The 15740-nt window shown below is 55.9% G+C and carries 17 protein-coding genes; 9 read left to right on the forward strand and 8 right to left on the reverse strand.

The window, feature by feature from the left end:
- Positions 1-70: 70 nt before the first annotated feature.
- A complete protein-coding gene (locus V1603_RS16980; protein ID WP_395313004.1) occupies positions 71-325 on the reverse strand; it encodes a GlsB/YeaQ/YmgE family stress response membrane protein in 255 nt (84 codons plus the stop codon).
- Between the two features lie 207 nt (positions 326-532).
- On the opposite strand from V1603_RS16980, the gene V1603_RS16985 reads away from it, so the two are divergent.
- Positions 533-1264 (forward strand): flagellar brake protein, encoded by a 732-nt coding sequence (locus V1603_RS16985; protein WP_116339292.1) that lies wholly within the window; start codon positions 533-535, stop codon positions 1262-1264.
- 36 nt (positions 1265-1300) lie between these two features.
- Here the strand turns inward: V1603_RS16985 and emtA are convergent, their stop codons facing one another.
- Complete coding sequence (gene emtA / locus V1603_RS16990) at positions 1301-1912, reverse strand: membrane-bound lytic murein transglycosylase EmtA (protein ID WP_116339290.1); 612 nt, start codon at positions 1910-1912, stop codon at positions 1301-1303.
- 106 nt (positions 1913-2018) lie between these two features.
- Between emtA and ldcA the strand changes: the two genes are divergently transcribed.
- Together ldcA and V1603_RS17000 are read left to right on the forward strand one after the other, a co-directional pair.
- Positions 2019-2933, forward strand: coding sequence for a muramoyltetrapeptide carboxypeptidase (ldcA, locus tag V1603_RS16995; protein WP_163329897.1), 915 nt, complete (start codon positions 2019-2021; stop codon positions 2931-2933).
- Positions 2934-3021: 88 nt separating this feature from the next.
- Positions 3022-4755, forward strand: a complete 1734-nt coding sequence (locus V1603_RS17000) for a potassium/proton antiporter (protein WP_395313005.1) — start codon at positions 3022-3024, stop codon at positions 4753-4755.
- A gap of 49 nt (positions 4756-4804) precedes the next feature.
- On the opposite strand, the gene dadX is transcribed toward V1603_RS17000, so the two are convergent.
- Positions 4805-5875: a catabolic alanine racemase DadX gene (gene dadX, locus V1603_RS17005; protein ID WP_163329895.1), complete on the reverse strand. Its 1071-nt coding sequence runs from the start codon at positions 5873-5875 to the stop codon at positions 4805-4807.
- 9 nt (positions 5876-5884) lie between these two features.
- Complete coding sequence (locus V1603_RS17010) at positions 5885-7183, reverse strand: D-amino acid dehydrogenase (RefSeq protein WP_163329894.1); 1299 nt, start codon at positions 7181-7183, stop codon at positions 5885-5887.
- Between the two features lie 321 nt (positions 7184-7504).
- Here V1603_RS17010 and V1603_RS17015 point away from each other — a divergent pair, with 321 nt between their 5' ends.
- The gene (locus V1603_RS17015) at positions 7505-9037 is read left to right on the forward strand and encodes a SpoVR family protein (RefSeq protein WP_100170101.1); all 1533 of its coding nucleotides are present in this window, start codon (positions 7505-7507) and stop codon (positions 9035-9037) included.
- 113 nt (positions 9038-9150) lie between these two features.
- Here V1603_RS17015 and fadR read toward each other — a convergent pair whose 3' ends face one another.
- On the reverse strand, positions 9151-9870 hold the full coding sequence (fadR, locus tag V1603_RS17020) for a fatty acid metabolism transcriptional regulator FadR (protein ID WP_023336056.1): 720 nt from the start codon (positions 9868-9870) through the stop codon (positions 9151-9153).
- 199 nt (positions 9871-10069) lie between these two features.
- Between fadR and nhaB the strand changes: the two genes are divergently transcribed.
- Complete coding sequence (nhaB, locus tag V1603_RS17025) at positions 10070-11608, forward strand: sodium/proton antiporter NhaB (protein WP_395313006.1); 1539 nt, start codon at positions 10070-10072, stop codon at positions 11606-11608.
- Positions 11609-11654: 46 nt separating this feature from the next.
- Positions 11655-12185, forward strand: a complete 531-nt coding sequence (gene dsbB, locus V1603_RS17030) for a disulfide bond formation protein DsbB (RefSeq protein ID WP_028013517.1) — start codon at positions 11655-11657, stop codon at positions 12183-12185.
- A 33-nt stretch (positions 12186-12218) separates the two neighbouring features.
- Here the strand turns inward: dsbB and V1603_RS17035 are convergent, their stop codons facing one another.
- From V1603_RS17035 to V1603_RS17045, 3 genes are all read right to left on the reverse strand, one after another.
- A complete protein-coding gene (locus V1603_RS17035; RefSeq protein ID WP_023336059.1) occupies positions 12219-12659 on the reverse strand; it encodes a YcgN family cysteine cluster protein in 441 nt (146 codons plus the stop codon).
- Positions 12660-12752: 93 nt separating this feature from the next.
- Positions 12753-13412 (reverse strand): fumarylacetoacetate hydrolase family protein, encoded by a 660-nt coding sequence (locus V1603_RS17040; protein WP_116339277.1) that lies wholly within the window; start codon positions 13410-13412, stop codon positions 12753-12755.
- Between the two features lie 47 nt (positions 13413-13459).
- Entirely contained in the window at positions 13460-13735 is a 276-nt protein-coding gene (locus V1603_RS17045; protein WP_024909870.1) for a YcgL domain-containing protein, read from the reverse strand.
- Between the two features lie 123 nt (positions 13736-13858).
- Here V1603_RS17045 and minC point away from each other — a divergent pair, with 123 nt between their 5' ends.
- Genes minC through minE form a run of 3 tightly spaced genes read left to right on the forward strand, consistent with a single transcriptional unit; the run spans position 13859 to position 15672 of the window.
- Complete coding sequence (gene minC / locus V1603_RS17050; protein WP_395313007.1) at positions 13859-14566, forward strand: septum site-determining protein MinC; 708 nt, start codon at positions 13859-13861, stop codon at positions 14564-14566.
- Between the two features lie 23 nt (positions 14567-14589).
- Positions 14590-15402: a septum site-determining protein MinD gene (gene minD / locus V1603_RS17055; protein WP_008500505.1), complete on the forward strand. Its 813-nt coding sequence runs from the start codon at positions 14590-14592 to the stop codon at positions 15400-15402.
- 3 nt (positions 15403-15405) lie between these two features.
- A complete protein-coding gene (gene minE / locus V1603_RS17060; protein WP_024909868.1) occupies positions 15406-15672 on the forward strand; it encodes a cell division topological specificity factor MinE in 267 nt (88 codons plus the stop codon).
- The last annotated feature ends 68 nt before the right edge of the window (positions 15673-15740 follow it).

Consider the following 15740-nt stretch of genomic DNA (forward strand, 5'->3'; position numbering starts at 1 on the left):
TATCATTTAGATTAACAAATCAATACTCAGGCAAAAAAACGGCCCTCCGCAGAGAGCCATTTACGTCAATTTATGCTCGTCGCAGTAACCTGAATATGCCCAGCACCACAATGGCACCCACGACAGCGACCAGAAAACTGTGCAGGTCGAAACCACTTATGTTGCCTCCAAAACCAAACATCGTCGCCAGCCAGCCGCCTACAACCGCACCAACGACCCCGAGTACGCAGGTCAAAATAAAGCCGCCGCCATTGTTTCCCGGCATGATCAGTTTAGCGATAGCGCCAGCAATAAGGCCAAAGATAATCCAGGCGATGATACCCATAGCAATGCCCTCTTGCAGATTAAACGCATGTGCAGAAAACCTTCTGCACAGCTAGCTTAAGTATAGGTCATCTCCGAAAAACCATTTTCAGCTCACCGACTTATCTTTGCTTAAACAGGCAAAAAAACTCACCGGTTTGTATTAAGTTTGAGGATGGATTGCCGATAACGCTAAGACAGTCCGTCATCAATCAAGGAGCCACCCGGCGTGAGTCATTACAGTGAGCAGTTCCTCAAGCAAAATCCGCTGGCTGTGTTAGGGGTATTACGCGACCTGCAAAAAGGCGAAGTGCCGCTGCGCATCAGCTGGTCGAATAATCAGTTTATCAGCAAGATCCTTGACGTCTCGCAGGAGCGGCTGGTTATTGACCTGGGCAGCCAGGAGTATGAAAACCGCGCGGCGCTGAAAGCAGAGAATATCGTCGTCATGGCCGAAACCCATGGGGCCAAAGTGGAGTTTGTCCTCCTGCGACTGGAAATGAGTGAATACCAGGGGCTCCCGGCTTTTGTTACCCCCCTTCCTGGCAACCTCTGGTTTGTCCAGCGTCGTGAATATTTCCGCATCAGCGCCCCGCTTCATCCTGCCTATTTTTGTAAGGCTAAAATGCCGGACAAAAAAGAGATCCGCTTCCGTCTCTTTGACCTGTCGCTGGGCGGAATGGGCGCGCTGATGGATACCCCTAAACCGGAGGGCCTGGTAGAAGGCATGCGGTTTACGCAAATTGAACTGGATATGGCGGGCTGGGGCCGTTTTTATTTCGATGCACAGCTGATTGCCATCAGCGAGCGCACGGTGGTGGACAGCAAAAATGAAACGATTACCTCGCCGCGGCTGAGCTTCCGTTTTCTGAACGTCGGTCCGGGCGCCGAGCGCGAGCTGCAGCGCATTATCTATTCGCTGGAGCGGGAAGCACGGGAACGTGCGAATAAGGTGCTTTGAGAGAAGTCGGGCAGCGAGCGCCGCCCGTTTGCGGCATTACATGGCATCCATCGCTTTCTGTACTTTCCAGATATAGCGAGGCGCCTGCGGTGCCGGATGATTTTTCGCCACATGCTCGACGAATTCATCTTTGTCCATGTCGTTGATCTCCTCGATCGCCTCTTTACGGTCAGAGGAGAAGGTTCTGAGCAGCGCCCCTGCGCCGTTCACGTACGAGACCACCAGCGCGTATTGCATCACTTCCGGATCCTCGATGCCCTTCAGCACGCCATGTTCCAGAATGCTCAGGTAAGCGGTCCCCATGGAGATGTTACGTTCCGGGTTCTTCAGCTCGCTGGTCGACGGCTGTCCGCTCCAGCCCATATAGCGGTAAACCTCTCTCCCCGCCGTTGAGGCTTTCAGCTGCATCAGACCCACCGCGTTGGATTTGCTGACAAGCGTGGGATTGCCGCCGGACTCCACCGCAATAATGGCGGTGATCAGACGCGGGCTGACGCCCCAGGCCTTTCCGGCTTGTTCACTGATCGGCATCCACTGCATGGCCCGTTTCACCGGCACTTCCGGGTTCCAGGGCGGGTTTTGATAATCACGTTTTGAACTACAGCCAGCCAGCAAAACAATCAAAAAAGCAAACCATCTCAATTTCACGTCATCTATCCTTATAGCCGGTCATCGCGGTGCGCCGCCCTTGAAGCTGGCAGCGTATACGCGGCATGATATAGACAATTAGTTTCTCATTCAGCAAGGAATTGCCATGTCTCAGTTTCATCTCATCGCGCCGTCGGGCTATTGCATTAACCAGGACGCGGCGCAGCGGGGCGTTCAGCGCTTACTGGAATCCGGCCACCAGGTAGAAAATCAGACAATTATCCCGCGCCGCCAGCAGCGTTTTGCCGGAACAGAAGCGCAGAGGCTGAATGATATCAATAGTCTGGTGAACCTGAAGGGCGAAAACCGAATAGTCCTTGCGGTGCGCGGCGGCTACGGTGCGAGCAGGCTGCTGGAGAGCATCGACTGGCAGGGCCTGGCGCAGCGCCAGCAGCAGGATCCGCTGCTGATATGCGGCCACAGCGATTTCACCGCCATCCAGCTTGGTCTGCTGGCGCAGCATAACGTCATTACGTTTAGCGGCCCGATGCTGGCCGGTAACTTCGGCGCGCCGGAACTGGACGCGTTCACCGTGGAGCATTTCTGGCGCGCGCTGCGCAATCCCACCTACAGCGTCGAGTGGCAGGGGAATGGGCCGCACTGGGAATGTGAGGGCCAGCTGTGGGGCGGTAACCTGGCGATGCTGGTCTCGCTCATCGGCACGCCGTGGATGCCTCAAATCGAAGACGGCATTCTGGTGCTGGAAGATATCAACGAACATCCGTTCCGCGTCGAGCGCATGTTATTGCAGCTTTATCATGCCGGTATTCTCGATCGCCAGTCCGCGATTGTGCTGGGCAGCTTCAGCGGCTCAGCCCCGAATGACTATGACGCGGGCTACTCCCTGGAAACGATGGTCGACTTCATCCGCTCGCGGCTGGATATTCCGGTTATCACCGGTCTGGATTTCGGCCATGAGCAGAAGACCGTTACCCTTGCGCTGGGCGCGCAGGCGACGCTTACACATGATGTTTCGGGCAGTCGGTTAACGATCGGCGGTCATCCGGTCATAAAAGCATAAAAAACCCCCTTAATAAAACGCTGTTACCGTTGTTAATATGTTAGGGTTTTAGTAACAGCGTTAACATTGAGGTGGGAGTAAGAGAACATTGGATGCCGCAGCGATAATCAGCCTTTTCATTTTGGGTTCTGTACTTGTAACCAGCAGTATTTTATTAAGTTCATTTTCATCGCGTCTCGGCATACCCATTCTTGTTATTTTCCTTGCCATCGGCATGCTGGCCGGCGTTGACGGCATCGGCGGTATCCCCTTCGATAACTATCCCTTCGCCTACATGGTGAGTAACCTCGCGCTGGCGGTGATCCTGCTCGACGGCGGGATGCGCACTCAGGCAAGCTCCTTCCGCGTGGCCCTGGGGCCTGCGCTGTCGCTGGCGACCGTCGGCGTGTTGATCACCTCCGGCCTCACCGGGATGATGGCCGCATGGCTTTTCCATCTCAATCTGATGGAAGGCTTGCTGATTGGCGCAATCGTTGGCTCTACCGATGCGGCGGCGGTCTTTTCCCTGCTTGGCGGTAAAGGGCTTAACGAACGCGTTGGCTCAACGCTTGAGATTGAATCCGGCAGTAACGATCCGATGGCGGTGTTCCTGACCATCACGCTGATAGAGATGATCCAACAGCACGAGACGGGCCTGAGCTGGATGTTTGCCTTACATATCCTGCAGCAGTTCGGGCTGGGGATTGTCATCGGCCTGGCGGGGGGATACCTGTTACAGCAGACCATTAACCGCATCTCGCTGCCCTCGGGGCTTTACCCTCTGCTGGCGCTGAGCGGTGGGATCCTGATTTTTGCCGTCACCACCGCGCTGGACGGCAGCGGTATTCTTGCGGTTTACCTCTGCGGGTTCCTGATGGGCAACCGCCCTATTCGTAACCGTCACGCCATTTTGCAGAACTTCGACGGGCTGGCCTGGCTGGCGCAAATCGGCATGTTCCTGGTGCTGGGCCTGCTGGTGACGCCATCTGACCTGCTGCCGATTGCCGTTCCGGCGCTTCTGCTGTCGGCGTGGATGATCTTCTTCGCCCGTCCGCTGTCCGTGTTTGCGGGCCTGCTGCCGTTTCGCGGCTTTAACCTGCGCGAGCGCGTCTTTATCAGTTGGGTAGGCCTGCGCGGCGCGGTGCCGATTATTCTTGCGGTCTTCCCGATGATGGCCGGTCTGGATAACGCGCGGCTGTTTTTCAACGTGGCGTTCTTCGTGGTGCTGATTTCCCTGCTGTTCCAGGGAACCTCGCTCGGGTGGGCGGCAAAAAAAGCCAAAGTGGTGGTGCCCCCCGTGGGCTGGCCGGTTTCCCGCGTGGGGCTGGATATTCATCCGGAAAATCCGTGGGAACAGTTCGTCTACCAGCTGAGCGCTGATAAATGGTGCGTGGGGGCCTCGCTGCGCGATCTGCATATGCCGGCCGAAACGCGCATTGCCGCCCTGTTCCGCGATAATGTCCTGCTGCACCCTACCGGCAGCACCCGCCTGCGCGAAGGGGATATTCTCTGCGTGATTGGCCGCGAGCGCGACCTGCCCGCGCTGGGCAAGCTGTTCAGCCAGTCGCCTCCCGTGGCGCTGGATCAGCGCTTCTTCGGCGACTTTATTCTGGAAGCCAGCGCCAAATTTGCGGATGTGGCGCTGATTTATGGCCTGGATGAAGGAGCTGAAGAGAGTGATAACCCGCAAACGCTGGGCGAAATCATCCAACAGCGGCTTGGCGCTGCCCCGGTCGTGGGTGACCAGGTTGAGTTTGCCGGGATGATCTGGACGGTTGCCGAAAAAGAAGATAACGCGGTGCGGAAGGTCGGTTTGAGGCCGATGGAAGAGGACGCGGAGTAGCGATTTTTTTACCGGGTGGCGGCTTCACGTCACCCGGCACACGTACAAGTTACACCGTCACAACCGGCACCCTCGGCGCCAGCGCGCACATCAGTTCATAGCCAACCGTTCCCGCCGCGGCCGCCACGTCATCAATTTTGATTTCGTTGCCCCACAGCTCGACCGGAGAACCGATCCCTGCCTGCGGGCATGGCGTGAGGTCAACCGCCAGCATATCCATTGAGACCGTCCCTACCGTGCCCGTGCGAACGCCATCCACCCAGACCGGCGTACCGGTCGGCGCGATGCGCGGGTAGCCGTCGGCATAACCGCCCGCGACGATGCCGATACGCTGCTCGCCCTTAGCCCGGTAGCGGCTGCCGTAGCCTACCGTGTCGCCCGTCTTCAGCGTCTGCACGCCGATGATCTCGCTGCGCAGGGTCATAACCGGCTTCAGGCCGCTGTTGGCGATATCTTGCCACTGCCCTGAAGGAGACGCACCGTACAGAACGATCCCCGGACGTACCCAGTTATAGTGAGCTTCAGGATGCCACAGCGTGGCCGCCGAGTTTGACAGCGAGCGCGGGCAATCGAGCCCTTCTGCCGCCTGCTCAATGCGGACCATGGCATCCGCAATGCCGTCCGGTTTTTCCGCATCGGCAAAGTGCGCCATCAGCGTCATTTCGCCGACGTTTTTCAGGGCGCGCAACTGCTGCCAGACCGTATGAACCCGCTCGGGCTGGAAGCCCAGGCGGTTCATGCCGCTGTTTACCTTGAGATAAATATCCAGCGGAGCGTGGAGCTTCGCATCCTGAATGGCTTTAATCTGCCAGTTGCTGTGCACGCTGGTAGTCAGGCGATACTTATCCAGCAGCGGCAGATCGTCCGCGTGGAAGAACCCCTCCAGCAGCAGAACAGGCCCTTTCCAGCCGCGCTCGCGCAGCAGGATGGCCTCTTCGATATTGAGTAACGCAAAGCCGTCGGTCGCGCCGAGCGCGCTCCAGATACGATCGATACCGTGGCCGTAGGCGTTCGCCTTGACGACCGACCAGACGCGCGAACCAGGTGCTGCCCGGCGAACAATTTGCAGGTTTTCCTTCAGGGCCTGCAGATCCAGCTGAGCCAGAACAGGACGGGACATGACAACTCCTTAGTTATGCGCGCCGTGCAGGTGCTGAGGACGCGCTGGCGTGAATCCTGATTGATAGCGCGCAGCACTTAAATCGTCAAACGGAATTGCCGGCGTGCGCCCGGAAATCAGGTCGCTCAGCAGTTGGCCCGATCCGCAGGCCATCGTCCAGCCGAGCGTACCGTGTCCGGTATTGGTCCACAGGTTTTTGAACGGCGTGCGCCCGACAATCGGGGTGCCGTCCGGCGTCATCGGACGCAGGCCGGTCCAGAACGTCGCCTGCTCAACAAAACCACCGCGCGGGAAGAGATCGCCCACCACCATCTCCAGCGTTTCACGACGCGGCTGCAGCAGTTCGGTGTTAAAGCCGACAATCTCCGCCATGCCACCGACGCGAATACGGTTATCAAAGCGGGTAATGGCGATTTTGTAGGTTTCATCCAGGATGGTCGACACGGGCGCCCCACTCTCCTCTTTCACCGGGATGGTCAGCGAGTAGCCCTTCAGGGGGTAGACCGGAATATCAAGAATGCCTTTCAGCATGGCGGTGGAGTATGAGCCAAACGCCATCACGTAGGCGTCCGCCTTGATCACCTCGTCGCCGCACTTCACGCCGTAAATTTTTTCGCCTTCCGACAGCAATTTATCGACAGAGGTGTTGAAGCGGAACGTCACGCCTGCCTGCTCGCACATCTGCGCCAGACGCTGGGTAAAGAGCTGACAGTCGCCGGTTTCGTCGTTCGGCAGACGCAGACCGCCGGTCAGCTTGTGGGCCACTTCGGCCAGCGCGGGTTCAACCTGACCCAGCTGGCTGGCCTCCAGCAGCTGGTAAGGTACGCCGGCATCTTCCAGCACGGCGATATCGCGGGTGGCGTTTTCATACTGTTGTTCGGTGCGGAACAGCTGCAGCGTGCCGCCCTGACGGCCTTCGTACTCGATACCCGTCGAGGCGCGCAGGGCTTTGAGGCAGTCGCGACTGTATTCCGCCAGACGTACCATACGCCCTTTGTTTTCCATGTAATGGCGGGTGTCGCAGTTGCGCAGCATCTGCCACATCCACTTCAGCTGGAACTGCGTGCCGTCAAGGCTGATGGCCAGCGGCGCGTGACGCTGGAACATCCATTTGATCGCCTTCAGCGGCACGCCCGGTGCAGCCCACGGGGCCGCATAGCCGGGAGAGATTTGACCGGCGTTTGCCGCACTGGTTTCAAGCGCCGGGCCGGATTCACGATCGATAACGGTAACCTCATGTCCCGCCTGACTTAAATACCAGGCGCTGGTTACGCCAACGACACCACTTCCCAGTATGACAACACGCATAGCCACTCCATTATGAGCAAAAGAACAATCATCTAATTACAGATTGATAACCTAGTTGAAAATATTATTCAACATATGACTTTTTTATGGTGACTTACCTCACACATCCCCCAGCATCAGGGGACAGGGATAATTTGGGATCTCCTGCTGAGCTTTATTTTTAACCAGCATAAAATGCTGATGTGCACCCTTTTTTTGCCGTATCAAAAACGAGAAATCGCAAAGAAAAAATTTCTGCGCCAGCACGCTTTTTAACACGTTGATCTATGCTTGAAAGGAGGCTCTCCAGACAGAGAGAGCACCCACAACGAGGGCGCGCTAATGGCTACTATTGATTCCCTGAACAAGGACAACACACGTCTGAGCGATGGACCCGACTGGACCTTCGAGCTGCTGGATGTCTACCTCGCCGAAATCGACCGGGTGGCAAAGCTGTATCGCCTGGATACCTATCCCCATCAGATTGAGGTGATCACCTCCGAACAGATGATGGACGCTTACTCCAGCGTCGGGATGCCGATCAACTATCCGCACTGGTCGTTTGGTAAAAAATTCATTGAAACGGAGCGGCTGTATAAGCACGGCCAGCAGGGGCTGGCGTATGAGATCGTCATTAACTCCAATCCGTGTATCGCCTATCTGATGGAAGAGAACACCATTACCATGCAGGCGCTGGTGATGGCGCACGCCTGCTACGGGCATAATTCCTTCTTTAAAAATAACTACCTGTTCCGCAGCTGGACGGACGCCAGCTCCATCGTTGATTACCTGATCTTCGCGCGTAAATACATTACCGACTGCGAAGAGCGCTACGGCGTGGACGAGGTGGAGAAGCTGCTCGACTCCTGCCACGCGCTAATGAACTACGGCGTGGACCGCTATAAACGCCCGCAGAAAATCTCTCTGCAGGAGGAGAAAGCCCGGCAGAAAAGCCGCGAGGAGTATCTGCAGAGCCAGGTGAACATGCTGTGGCGTACCCTGCCGAAGCGTGAGGAGGAAAAAACGATCGCCGAAGCGCGTCGTTATCCGTCCGAGCCGCAGGAAAACCTGCTCTATTTTATGGAGAAGAACGCCCCACTGCTGGAGCCATGGCAGCGTGAGATATTGCGCATCGTGCGCAAGGTGAGCCAGTATTTCTATCCGCAGAAACAGACCCAGGTGATGAATGAAGGCTGGGCGACATTCTGGCACTACACCATTCTCAACCACCTGTATGACGAAGGGAAAGTCACCGAGCGTTTCATGATGGAATTTCTCCACAGCCATACTAACGTGGTGTTCCAGCCGCCCTACAACAGCCCGTGGTACAGCGGGATTAACCCGTATGCGCTGGGCTTTGCGATGTTCCAGGATATTAAACGCATCTGCCAGTCGCCGACGGAAGAGGACAAGTACTGGTTCCCGGATATCGCCGGCTCTGACTGGCTGGAAACGCTGCATTTCGCGATGCGCGACTTTAAGGATGAGAGCTTTATCAGCCAGTTTATGTCGCCGAAGATCATGCGTGATTTCCGCTTCTTCACCGTGCTGGACGATGACCGTAACAACTATCTGGAGATCTCGGCGATCCACAACGAGGAAGGCTACCGTGAGATCCGCTCTCGCCTCTCTTCCCAGTACAACCTGAGCAACCTTGAACCCAATATTCAGGTGTGGAACGTGGACCTGCGCGGCGACCGTTCCCTGACGCTGCGCTATATCCCGCATAACCGCGCGCCGCTCGATAAAGGACGTAAAGAGGTGCTGAAGCACGTGCACCGCCTGTGGGGCTTTGACGTGCAGCTGGAGCAGCAGAATGAGGATGGCAGCGTGGAGCTGCTGGATCGGTGCCCGGCGCGGTTGAATACCCTGTAGTGCAGCTTTTTTGCCCGGTGGCGCTGCGCTTACCGGGCCTGCAAACCCCGTAGGTCGGGTAAGGCGTAGCCGCCACCCGACGAAAAAAACCTCTCGTATGAGAGGTTTTTCTTTTAGCGGGTCTGAATCGCTAAATCGCCCGGCAGCGTTTTCTGCATACGGTGCCAGATTTCGCCGGAGTCGTGGCCGTAGCGGCGCACGGTTTCATAAACCTGATCGTGCAGGCCTTCGGTGCAGAGTTTGCTCAGCTTATGGTAGAAGCCCAGCGCCAGGCTGCGGGCTTCAGGATTGGCAAAATAGTGGCGACCAATGCGGGTATAGAGCCCTTTCATGCCGTTGAGGATCAGGCCGTAAACCGGGTTGCCGGAGGCAAACGCCAGGCCGCGGAACACGTTGTAATCTAGGGTGGCAAAGGCATCGGCATGATCTTCAACTTCATTCGCGCTGGCCAGCACCGCAAGCGCATCCTCCGGATGCTGACGGAAAGCGGTACGAATAAAGATAGTCGCGATGTTGGTGCGCACGGAGAGCAGATTATCAATCAGCTGCGGCACGCTTTCGTGGTCGAGGCGCGCCAGCGTTTCAAGAATGTTCAGCCCCGAGGTTTCCCAGAAGTTATTTACCTTTGTTGGCTTGCCGTGCTGGATCGTCAACCATCCATCACGCGCCAGTCGCTGAAGCACTTCACGCAGCGTGGTGCGAGTGACGCCAATCAGTTCAGAGAGTTCGCGTTCAGCCGGAAGAATGGACCCCGCAGGGAAACGATTATTCCAGATGCTTTCAATGATGTACTCTTCCGCGAAACCCGCCGGGCTCTGCGCCTTAATGACCATAGTGAGATTTCCATTACACAGCTTTTGCAAATTGGACTCATCATACCAGAGGCGCGCAGCGGCAGGTAGCGCGGCAAAGTGAGAAAAGGGGATCGCCGTTTCATTTTTGTGAAATTTACAATGCGGTCTTATCCGCCTCCGGGCCGCGATTTTTGCGTATACTGATGTTTTGTATTACTTGACGGGAAGGACGTCTGTTGTGGAAATTTCTTTTGGGCGCGCGCTTTGGCGCAATTTTTTAGGTCATTCTCCTGACTGGAACAAACTGATACTGCTGGTTTTCCTGGTCGTTAATCCCCTCATTTTTAGTGTGGATCCGTTTATCGCCGGGTGGCTGCTGGTGGCGGAGTTTATCTTCACCCTGGCAATGGCACTGAAGTGCTATCCCCTGCTGCCCGGCGGTTTGCTGGCGTTTGAGGCCGTGGTCATCGGCATGACGTCAGCAGAGCATGTCAAAGCAGAACTGGCCTCCAATCTTGAAGTGCTCCTGCTGCTTATTTTTATGGTGGCCGGTATCTATTTTATGAAACAGCTGCTGCTGTTTATCTTCACCCGCCTGCTGCTGAGCATTCCGTCAAAAACCATCCTCTCGCTGGCGTTTTGCCTTGCCGCCGCCTTTCTGTCGGCCTTCCTGGATGCGCTCACCGTCGTCGCGGTGGTGATCAGCGTCGCCGTTGGATTTTACGGCATTTATCACCGCGTGGCCTCCTCTCGCCCGAGTGATGATTTGCAGGACGATAGCCACGTCGAGGCGCATAACCGCGACGTGCTGGAACAGTTCCGCGCATTTCTGCGCAGCCTGATGATGCACGCGGGGGTCGGTACGGCGCTGGGCGGCGTGATGACCATGGTGGGCGAGCCGCAAAACCTGATCATCGCGAAAGCGGCTGAATGGCATTTTGGCGAATTTTTCCTGCGCATGGCCCCCGTCAGCGTGCCTGTGCTGGTCTGCGGGTTAGCAACCTGCATTCTTGTCGAAAAATTCAGGCTGTTCGGCTACGGCGCACAGCTGCCTGAGCCGGTCCGCAACGAACTGCATAAATTTGACGAGCAGAGCCGCAAACAGCGCACGCGCCAGGAGACGCTGCGTCTGATTGCGCAGGGGATCATCGGCATCTGGCTTATCGCCGCGCTGGCGTTGCATCTTGCCGAAGTCGGGTTGATTGGCCTCTCCGTCATTATTCTTGCGACCACCTTTAGCGGGGTAACGGACGAACATGCTATCGGCAAAGCCTTTACCGAAGCCCTGCCGTTTACCGCGCTGCTGGCAGTCTTCTTTGCGGTCGTGGCGGTGATTATTGACCAACACCTGTTCGCACCGATTATCGCATTTGTGCTCCAGGCCTCGCCGGACTCGCAGCTTACGCTGTTCTATTTATTTAACGGGCTGTTGTCCTCTATTTCCGATAACGTCTTTGTCGGGACGGTGTACATCAATGAGGCCAAAGCGGCGATGGAGCAAGGTATTGTCAGCACCGGGCAATTTGAACTGCTGGCGGTGGCCATCAACACCGGAACAAATCTGCCCTCCGTTGCAACACCGAACGGCCAGGCGGCATTTCTTTTCCTGCTGACCTCGGCACTGGCGCCACTCATACGACTTTCTTATGGGAGAATGGTCTGGATGGCGCTGCCATACACGCTGGTGCTTACCGCTGTTGGTTTGCTGTGCATCAAAATTACTCTCGTTCCCTGTACGCAATGGCTGTTACAAGCGGGTATACTTGCGGCGCATTAAAATTCGTTTACACTGCGCTTTCTAAGCATGTTCCAGGGAAATGATTATGTTGAGATTTTTAAACCAGTGCTCCCGCGGTCGCGGAGCGTGGTTGTTGATGGCCCTGACCGCCTTTGCGCTGGAAATGGTTGCGCTGTGGTTCCAGCACGTAATGGGACTCAAGCCCTGCGTGCTCTGCATCTATGAGCGCTGCGCACTGTTCGGCATTATGGGGGCAGGCCTGGTGGGTGCGATTGCCCCGAAAACGCCGCTGCGCTATGTGGGTATTGCAATCTGGCTGTACAGCGCCTGGAAAGGGATTGAGCTTTCCTGGCAGCACACCATGATGCAGCTGCATCCGTCACCGTTTATGACCTGTGATTTCGCCGCCCGCTTCCCGAGCTGGCTGCCGTTGGATAAGTGGCTGCCGCAGGTGTTCGTCGCATCCGGTGACTGCTCCGTACGTCAGTGGGAATTCCTGACGCTGGAGATGCCGCAGTGGCTGGTGGGAATTTTTGTGGCCTACTTCGTGGTGGCGCTGCTGGTGCTGATCGCTCAGCCGTTCAAACCGAAGAAACGCGATTTGTTTGGAAGGTAAAAGCAAAAACCCGCCTCGGCGGGTTTTTTATTCTCACCGATTCGGGTGATTCATAATGTGGTCTTCCCAGTCCCGCACCTCAGACTCTTTCACCGCAATGTGGCGCACAGAGATACGCTCGCCGTGCATCGCCGCTTTTGAACCGGTCAGTAGCGGATGCCATTTCGGCAGATCTTTTCCTTCCGCCAGCAGACGATACGCGCAGGTATGCGGTAACCACTCAAAAGTCGGCAGATTTTCACGGGTTAACTTGATGCAGTCCGGCTCGTACTCGAAGCGGCGTTCGTAGTTGCGGCACTGGCAGGTTTTAATGTTCAACTGCTTGCAGGCAACATTGGTGAAATAGATCTCGTCGGAGTCCTCATCCATCAGCTTATGCAGGCAGCACTGACCGCAGCCGTCGCACAGGGATTCCCATTCCGCGTCGGTCATGTCGTCAAGAGTTTTGCTTTGCCAGAAAGGGATGTCGTTCATCAGGATGTCCACACGTCAAAAGAAAGCGCACCTTATAACGAGTCTGGCACGCTGTTGCAAGTTTTGCCGCCCTCTTCAGGCGGCAAGCTTCGGTTACAGCACGCGGGTTTTTAGCGACAGTCCGTTAAAACCGACCTCAAGCTCATCCCCGCTGGCGAGCGGACCCACGCCTTCCGGCGTGCCGGTGAGGATCACATCGCCCGGCTTCAGGGTAAAGAAACGGCTCATGTAGGCGATCAGCGGCACAATCTTGTGGATCATGTCTGCCGTAGTGCCCTGCTGGCGGACCTCGCCATTCACCTTCAGGCTGAGCGGGGTGTCCTGCGGATCGTTGGTAAATTCACTCACCGGAACGAATCCTGAAATCGGACATGCGTTATCAAAGCCTTTGGCTTTTTCCCACGGCTGCCCCGCTTTCTTCATTTTGCCCTGCACGTCACGCAGGGTCAGATCCAGCGCCACGCCGTAACCGGCAATCGCTTTCTCGACATGCTCTTCGGAAGCCTGGCGCAGCGTCGCGCCGATCAGCACCGCGAGCTCCACTTCGTGATGCACCGACCCCAGACCCTGCGGCAGCGCCAGCGGCTGGCGGATGTCGCACAGTGCCGTCTCGGGCTTAATAAACAGGACCGGCTCTTCTGGCGTTGCGCTGCCCATCTCCTGAATATGCTTAGCATAGTTGCTGCCCACGCAGACCACTTTGCTGACGGGATAATCCAGTAATGCACCTTGCCAGTTATGATGTTGATACATGCTCGACCCCTAATCGGTTGATGTGTTATGCCCGAAAACAGCTGAGGCTATTTTTTCCCGTTCGCCTCAAGATGCTGTTTTAATAAATTCTCAGGCGGCGGTGGAAGCTGTAAATAATAGCCCTGCTCGGCTAATGCCGTTTTCACTTTTTCCAGATCGGCATTCACCAGTTTCTTACGGCCGTCCAGCGGCAGCAGCATCGCCAGCTGTGGTCGGCCAAAGTTCTTCATTAATTCTTCCGGCACGCGTGAAAAATCGTCTTTCTTTTCGACATAAAGATAGGTCTGGTCACGGCTTGTACTTCTGTAGATCACACAAAACATGTTTTTACTCTGAATTAATGGGTGGTTGCTTGCCTCAATATACTCCTGACTATAACATGCCTGATACTCTTCGGAATATCGCAGCGAATGGCTGCGGTTAATAGCAAATTGAGTAAGGCCAGGATGTCAAACACGCCCATCGAGCTTAAAGGCAGTAGCTTCACCTTATCAGTGGTACATTTGCATGATGCAAAACCCGAGGTTATTCGTCAGGCGTTAGAAGACAAAATCGCCCAGGCTCCCGCCTTTCTGAAGCACGCCCCTGTTGTTATCAACGTCAGCGGTCTTGAGGCGCCGGTGAACTGGAAACTTCTCCAGCAGGCGGTCTCCTCAACCGGGCTGCGTATTGTCGGCATCAGCGGCTGCAAAGATACCGAGCTGAAAGCAGAAATTGAGCGCGCGGGGCTGCCGCTTCTTAATGAAGGCAAAGAAAAAGCCCCACGTGCAGCACCTGCTGCCGTGCAAACGCCCCCTCCTGTGGCGCAAAACGTTACCGCTCTCACAAAAACGCGAATGATTGATGTGCCGGTTCGTTCCGGTCAGCGCATTTATGCACCAAACTGTGATCTGATTGTTACAAGCCACGTCAGCGCTGGCGCAGAGCTGATTGCAGATGGCAATATTCACGTATACGGTATGATGCGTGGACGTGCGCTCGCAGGCGCAAGTGGCGATCGGGACGCGCAAATATTTTGTACTCACCTGACGGCGGAACTGGTGTCCATCGCAGGTGAATATTGGCTGAGCGACAAGATCCCAGCCGAATTTTATGGCAAAGCGGCTCGCCTGCTTCTGGCAGACGACGCGTTGACCGTTCAACCGTTGAATTGATCCCTTTTTAACAAGGAATTTCTATGGCACGCATTATTGTTGTTACTTCGGGTAAAGGAGGCGTTGGCAAGACCACCTCCAGCGCGGCCATCGCTACTGGTTTGGCCCAGAAGGGAAAGAAAACCGTCGTTATCGACTTCGATATCGGTCTGCGTAACCTCGACCTCATCATGGGATGCGAGCGTCGCGTCGTGTATGACTTCGTGAACGTCATTCAGGGCGATGCCACGCTGAACCAGGCGCTGATTAAAGACAAGCGCACCGAGAACCTCTATATCCTCCCGGCTTCTCAGACGCGTGACAAAGACGCCCTGACCCGTGAAGGGGTGGAAAAGGTGCTCGACGAGCTGAAAAAAATGGAGTTCGACTTCATTGTCTGCGACTCCCCTGCCGGCATCGAGACCGGTGCCCTGATGGCGCTCTACTTCGCTGATGAAGCGATTATCACCACCAACCCTGAAGTCTCCTCCGTGCGTGACTCAGACCGTATTCTCGGCATCCTCGCCTCCAAATCCCGTCGTGCGGAAAATGGCGAAGATCCGATTAAAGAGCACCTGCTGCTGACCCGCTATAACCCGGGTCGCGTAAACAAAGGTGACATGCTGAGCATGGAAGACGTGCTGGAGATCCTGCGCATTAAACTGGTTGGCGTCATCCCGGAAGATCAGTCCGTGCTGCGCGCGTCTAACCAGGGCGAGCCCGTGATCCTTGATACAATGGCAGATGCAGGTAAAGCGTATGCGGATACCGTTGACCGTCTGCTGGGAGAAGAACGTCCTTTCCGCTTCATTGAAGAAGAGAAGAAAGGTTTCCTCAAACGCCTGTTCGGAGGATAAGTTATGGCATTACTGGACTTTTTTCTCTCGCGGAAAAAGAACACCGCCAACATCGCAAAAGAACGTCTGCAAATTATCGTTGCGGAGCGTCGTCGTAGCGACGCCGAGCCTCACTACCTGCCGCAGCTGCGCAAGGACATCCTGGAAGTGATCTGTAAGTATGTACAGATTGACCCGGAGATGGTGACGGTGCAGCTGGAGCAAAAAGACGGGGATATTTCGATACTGGAGCTGAACGTGACGCTACCGGAAGCGGAAGAGTCTCGTTAAACCGTTTGTGGTTTTGTAGGCCGGGCAAGCGTAGCGCCGCCCGGCAATCTCCCCGGTGGCGCTACGCT

This window comes from Enterobacter sp. ECC-219 (assembly GCF_043966805.1).
Classification (GTDB): domain Bacteria; phylum Pseudomonadota; class Gammaproteobacteria; order Enterobacterales; family Enterobacteriaceae; genus Enterobacter; species Enterobacter cloacae_N.

Excerpts from the sequence above, each read along its gene's own strand:
- V1603_RS17040 (WP_116339277.1), bottom strand. The coding sequence starts at position 13,412 with ATGTATCAACATCATAACTGGCAAGGTGCATTACTGGATTATCCCGTC.
- ldcA (WP_163329897.1), top strand. The coding sequence starts at position 2,019 with ATGTCTCAGTTTCATCTCATCGCGCCGTCGGGCTATTGCATTAACCAG.
- minC (WP_395313007.1), top strand. The coding sequence starts at position 13,859 with ATGTCAAACACGCCCATCGAGCTTAAAGGCAGTAGCTTCACCTTATCA.
- V1603_RS17035 (WP_023336059.1), bottom strand. The coding sequence starts at position 12,659 with ATGAACGACATCCCTTTCTGGCAAAGCAAAACTCTTGACGACATGACC.
- V1603_RS17015 (WP_100170101.1), top strand. The coding sequence starts at position 7,505 with ATGGCTACTATTGATTCCCTGAACAAGGACAACACACGTCTGAGCGAT.
- minE (WP_024909868.1), top strand. The coding sequence starts at position 15,406 with ATGGCATTACTGGACTTTTTTCTCTCGCGGAAAAAGAACACCGCCAAC.
- V1603_RS17045 (WP_024909870.1), bottom strand. The coding sequence starts at position 13,735 with ATGTTTTGTGTGATCTACAGAAGTACAAGCCGTGACCAGACCTATCTT.
- dsbB (WP_028013517.1), top strand. The coding sequence starts at position 11,655 with ATGTTGAGATTTTTAAACCAGTGCTCCCGCGGTCGCGGAGCGTGGTTG.
- dadX (WP_163329895.1), bottom strand. The coding sequence starts at position 5,875 with ATGTCCCGTCCTGTTCTGGCTCAGCTGGATCTGCAGGCCCTGAAGGAA.
- fadR (WP_023336056.1), bottom strand. The coding sequence starts at position 9,870 with ATGGTCATTAAGGCGCAGAGCCCGGCGGGTTTCGCGGAAGAGTACATC.
- V1603_RS16980 (WP_395313004.1), bottom strand. The coding sequence starts at position 325 with ATGGGTATCATCGCCTGGATTATCTTTGGCCTTATTGCTGGCGCTATC.
- V1603_RS17010 (WP_163329894.1), bottom strand. The coding sequence starts at position 7,183 with ATGCGTGTTGTCATACTGGGAAGTGGTGTCGTTGGCGTAACCAGCGCC.
- minD (WP_008500505.1), top strand. The coding sequence starts at position 14,590 with ATGGCACGCATTATTGTTGTTACTTCGGGTAAAGGAGGCGTTGGCAAG.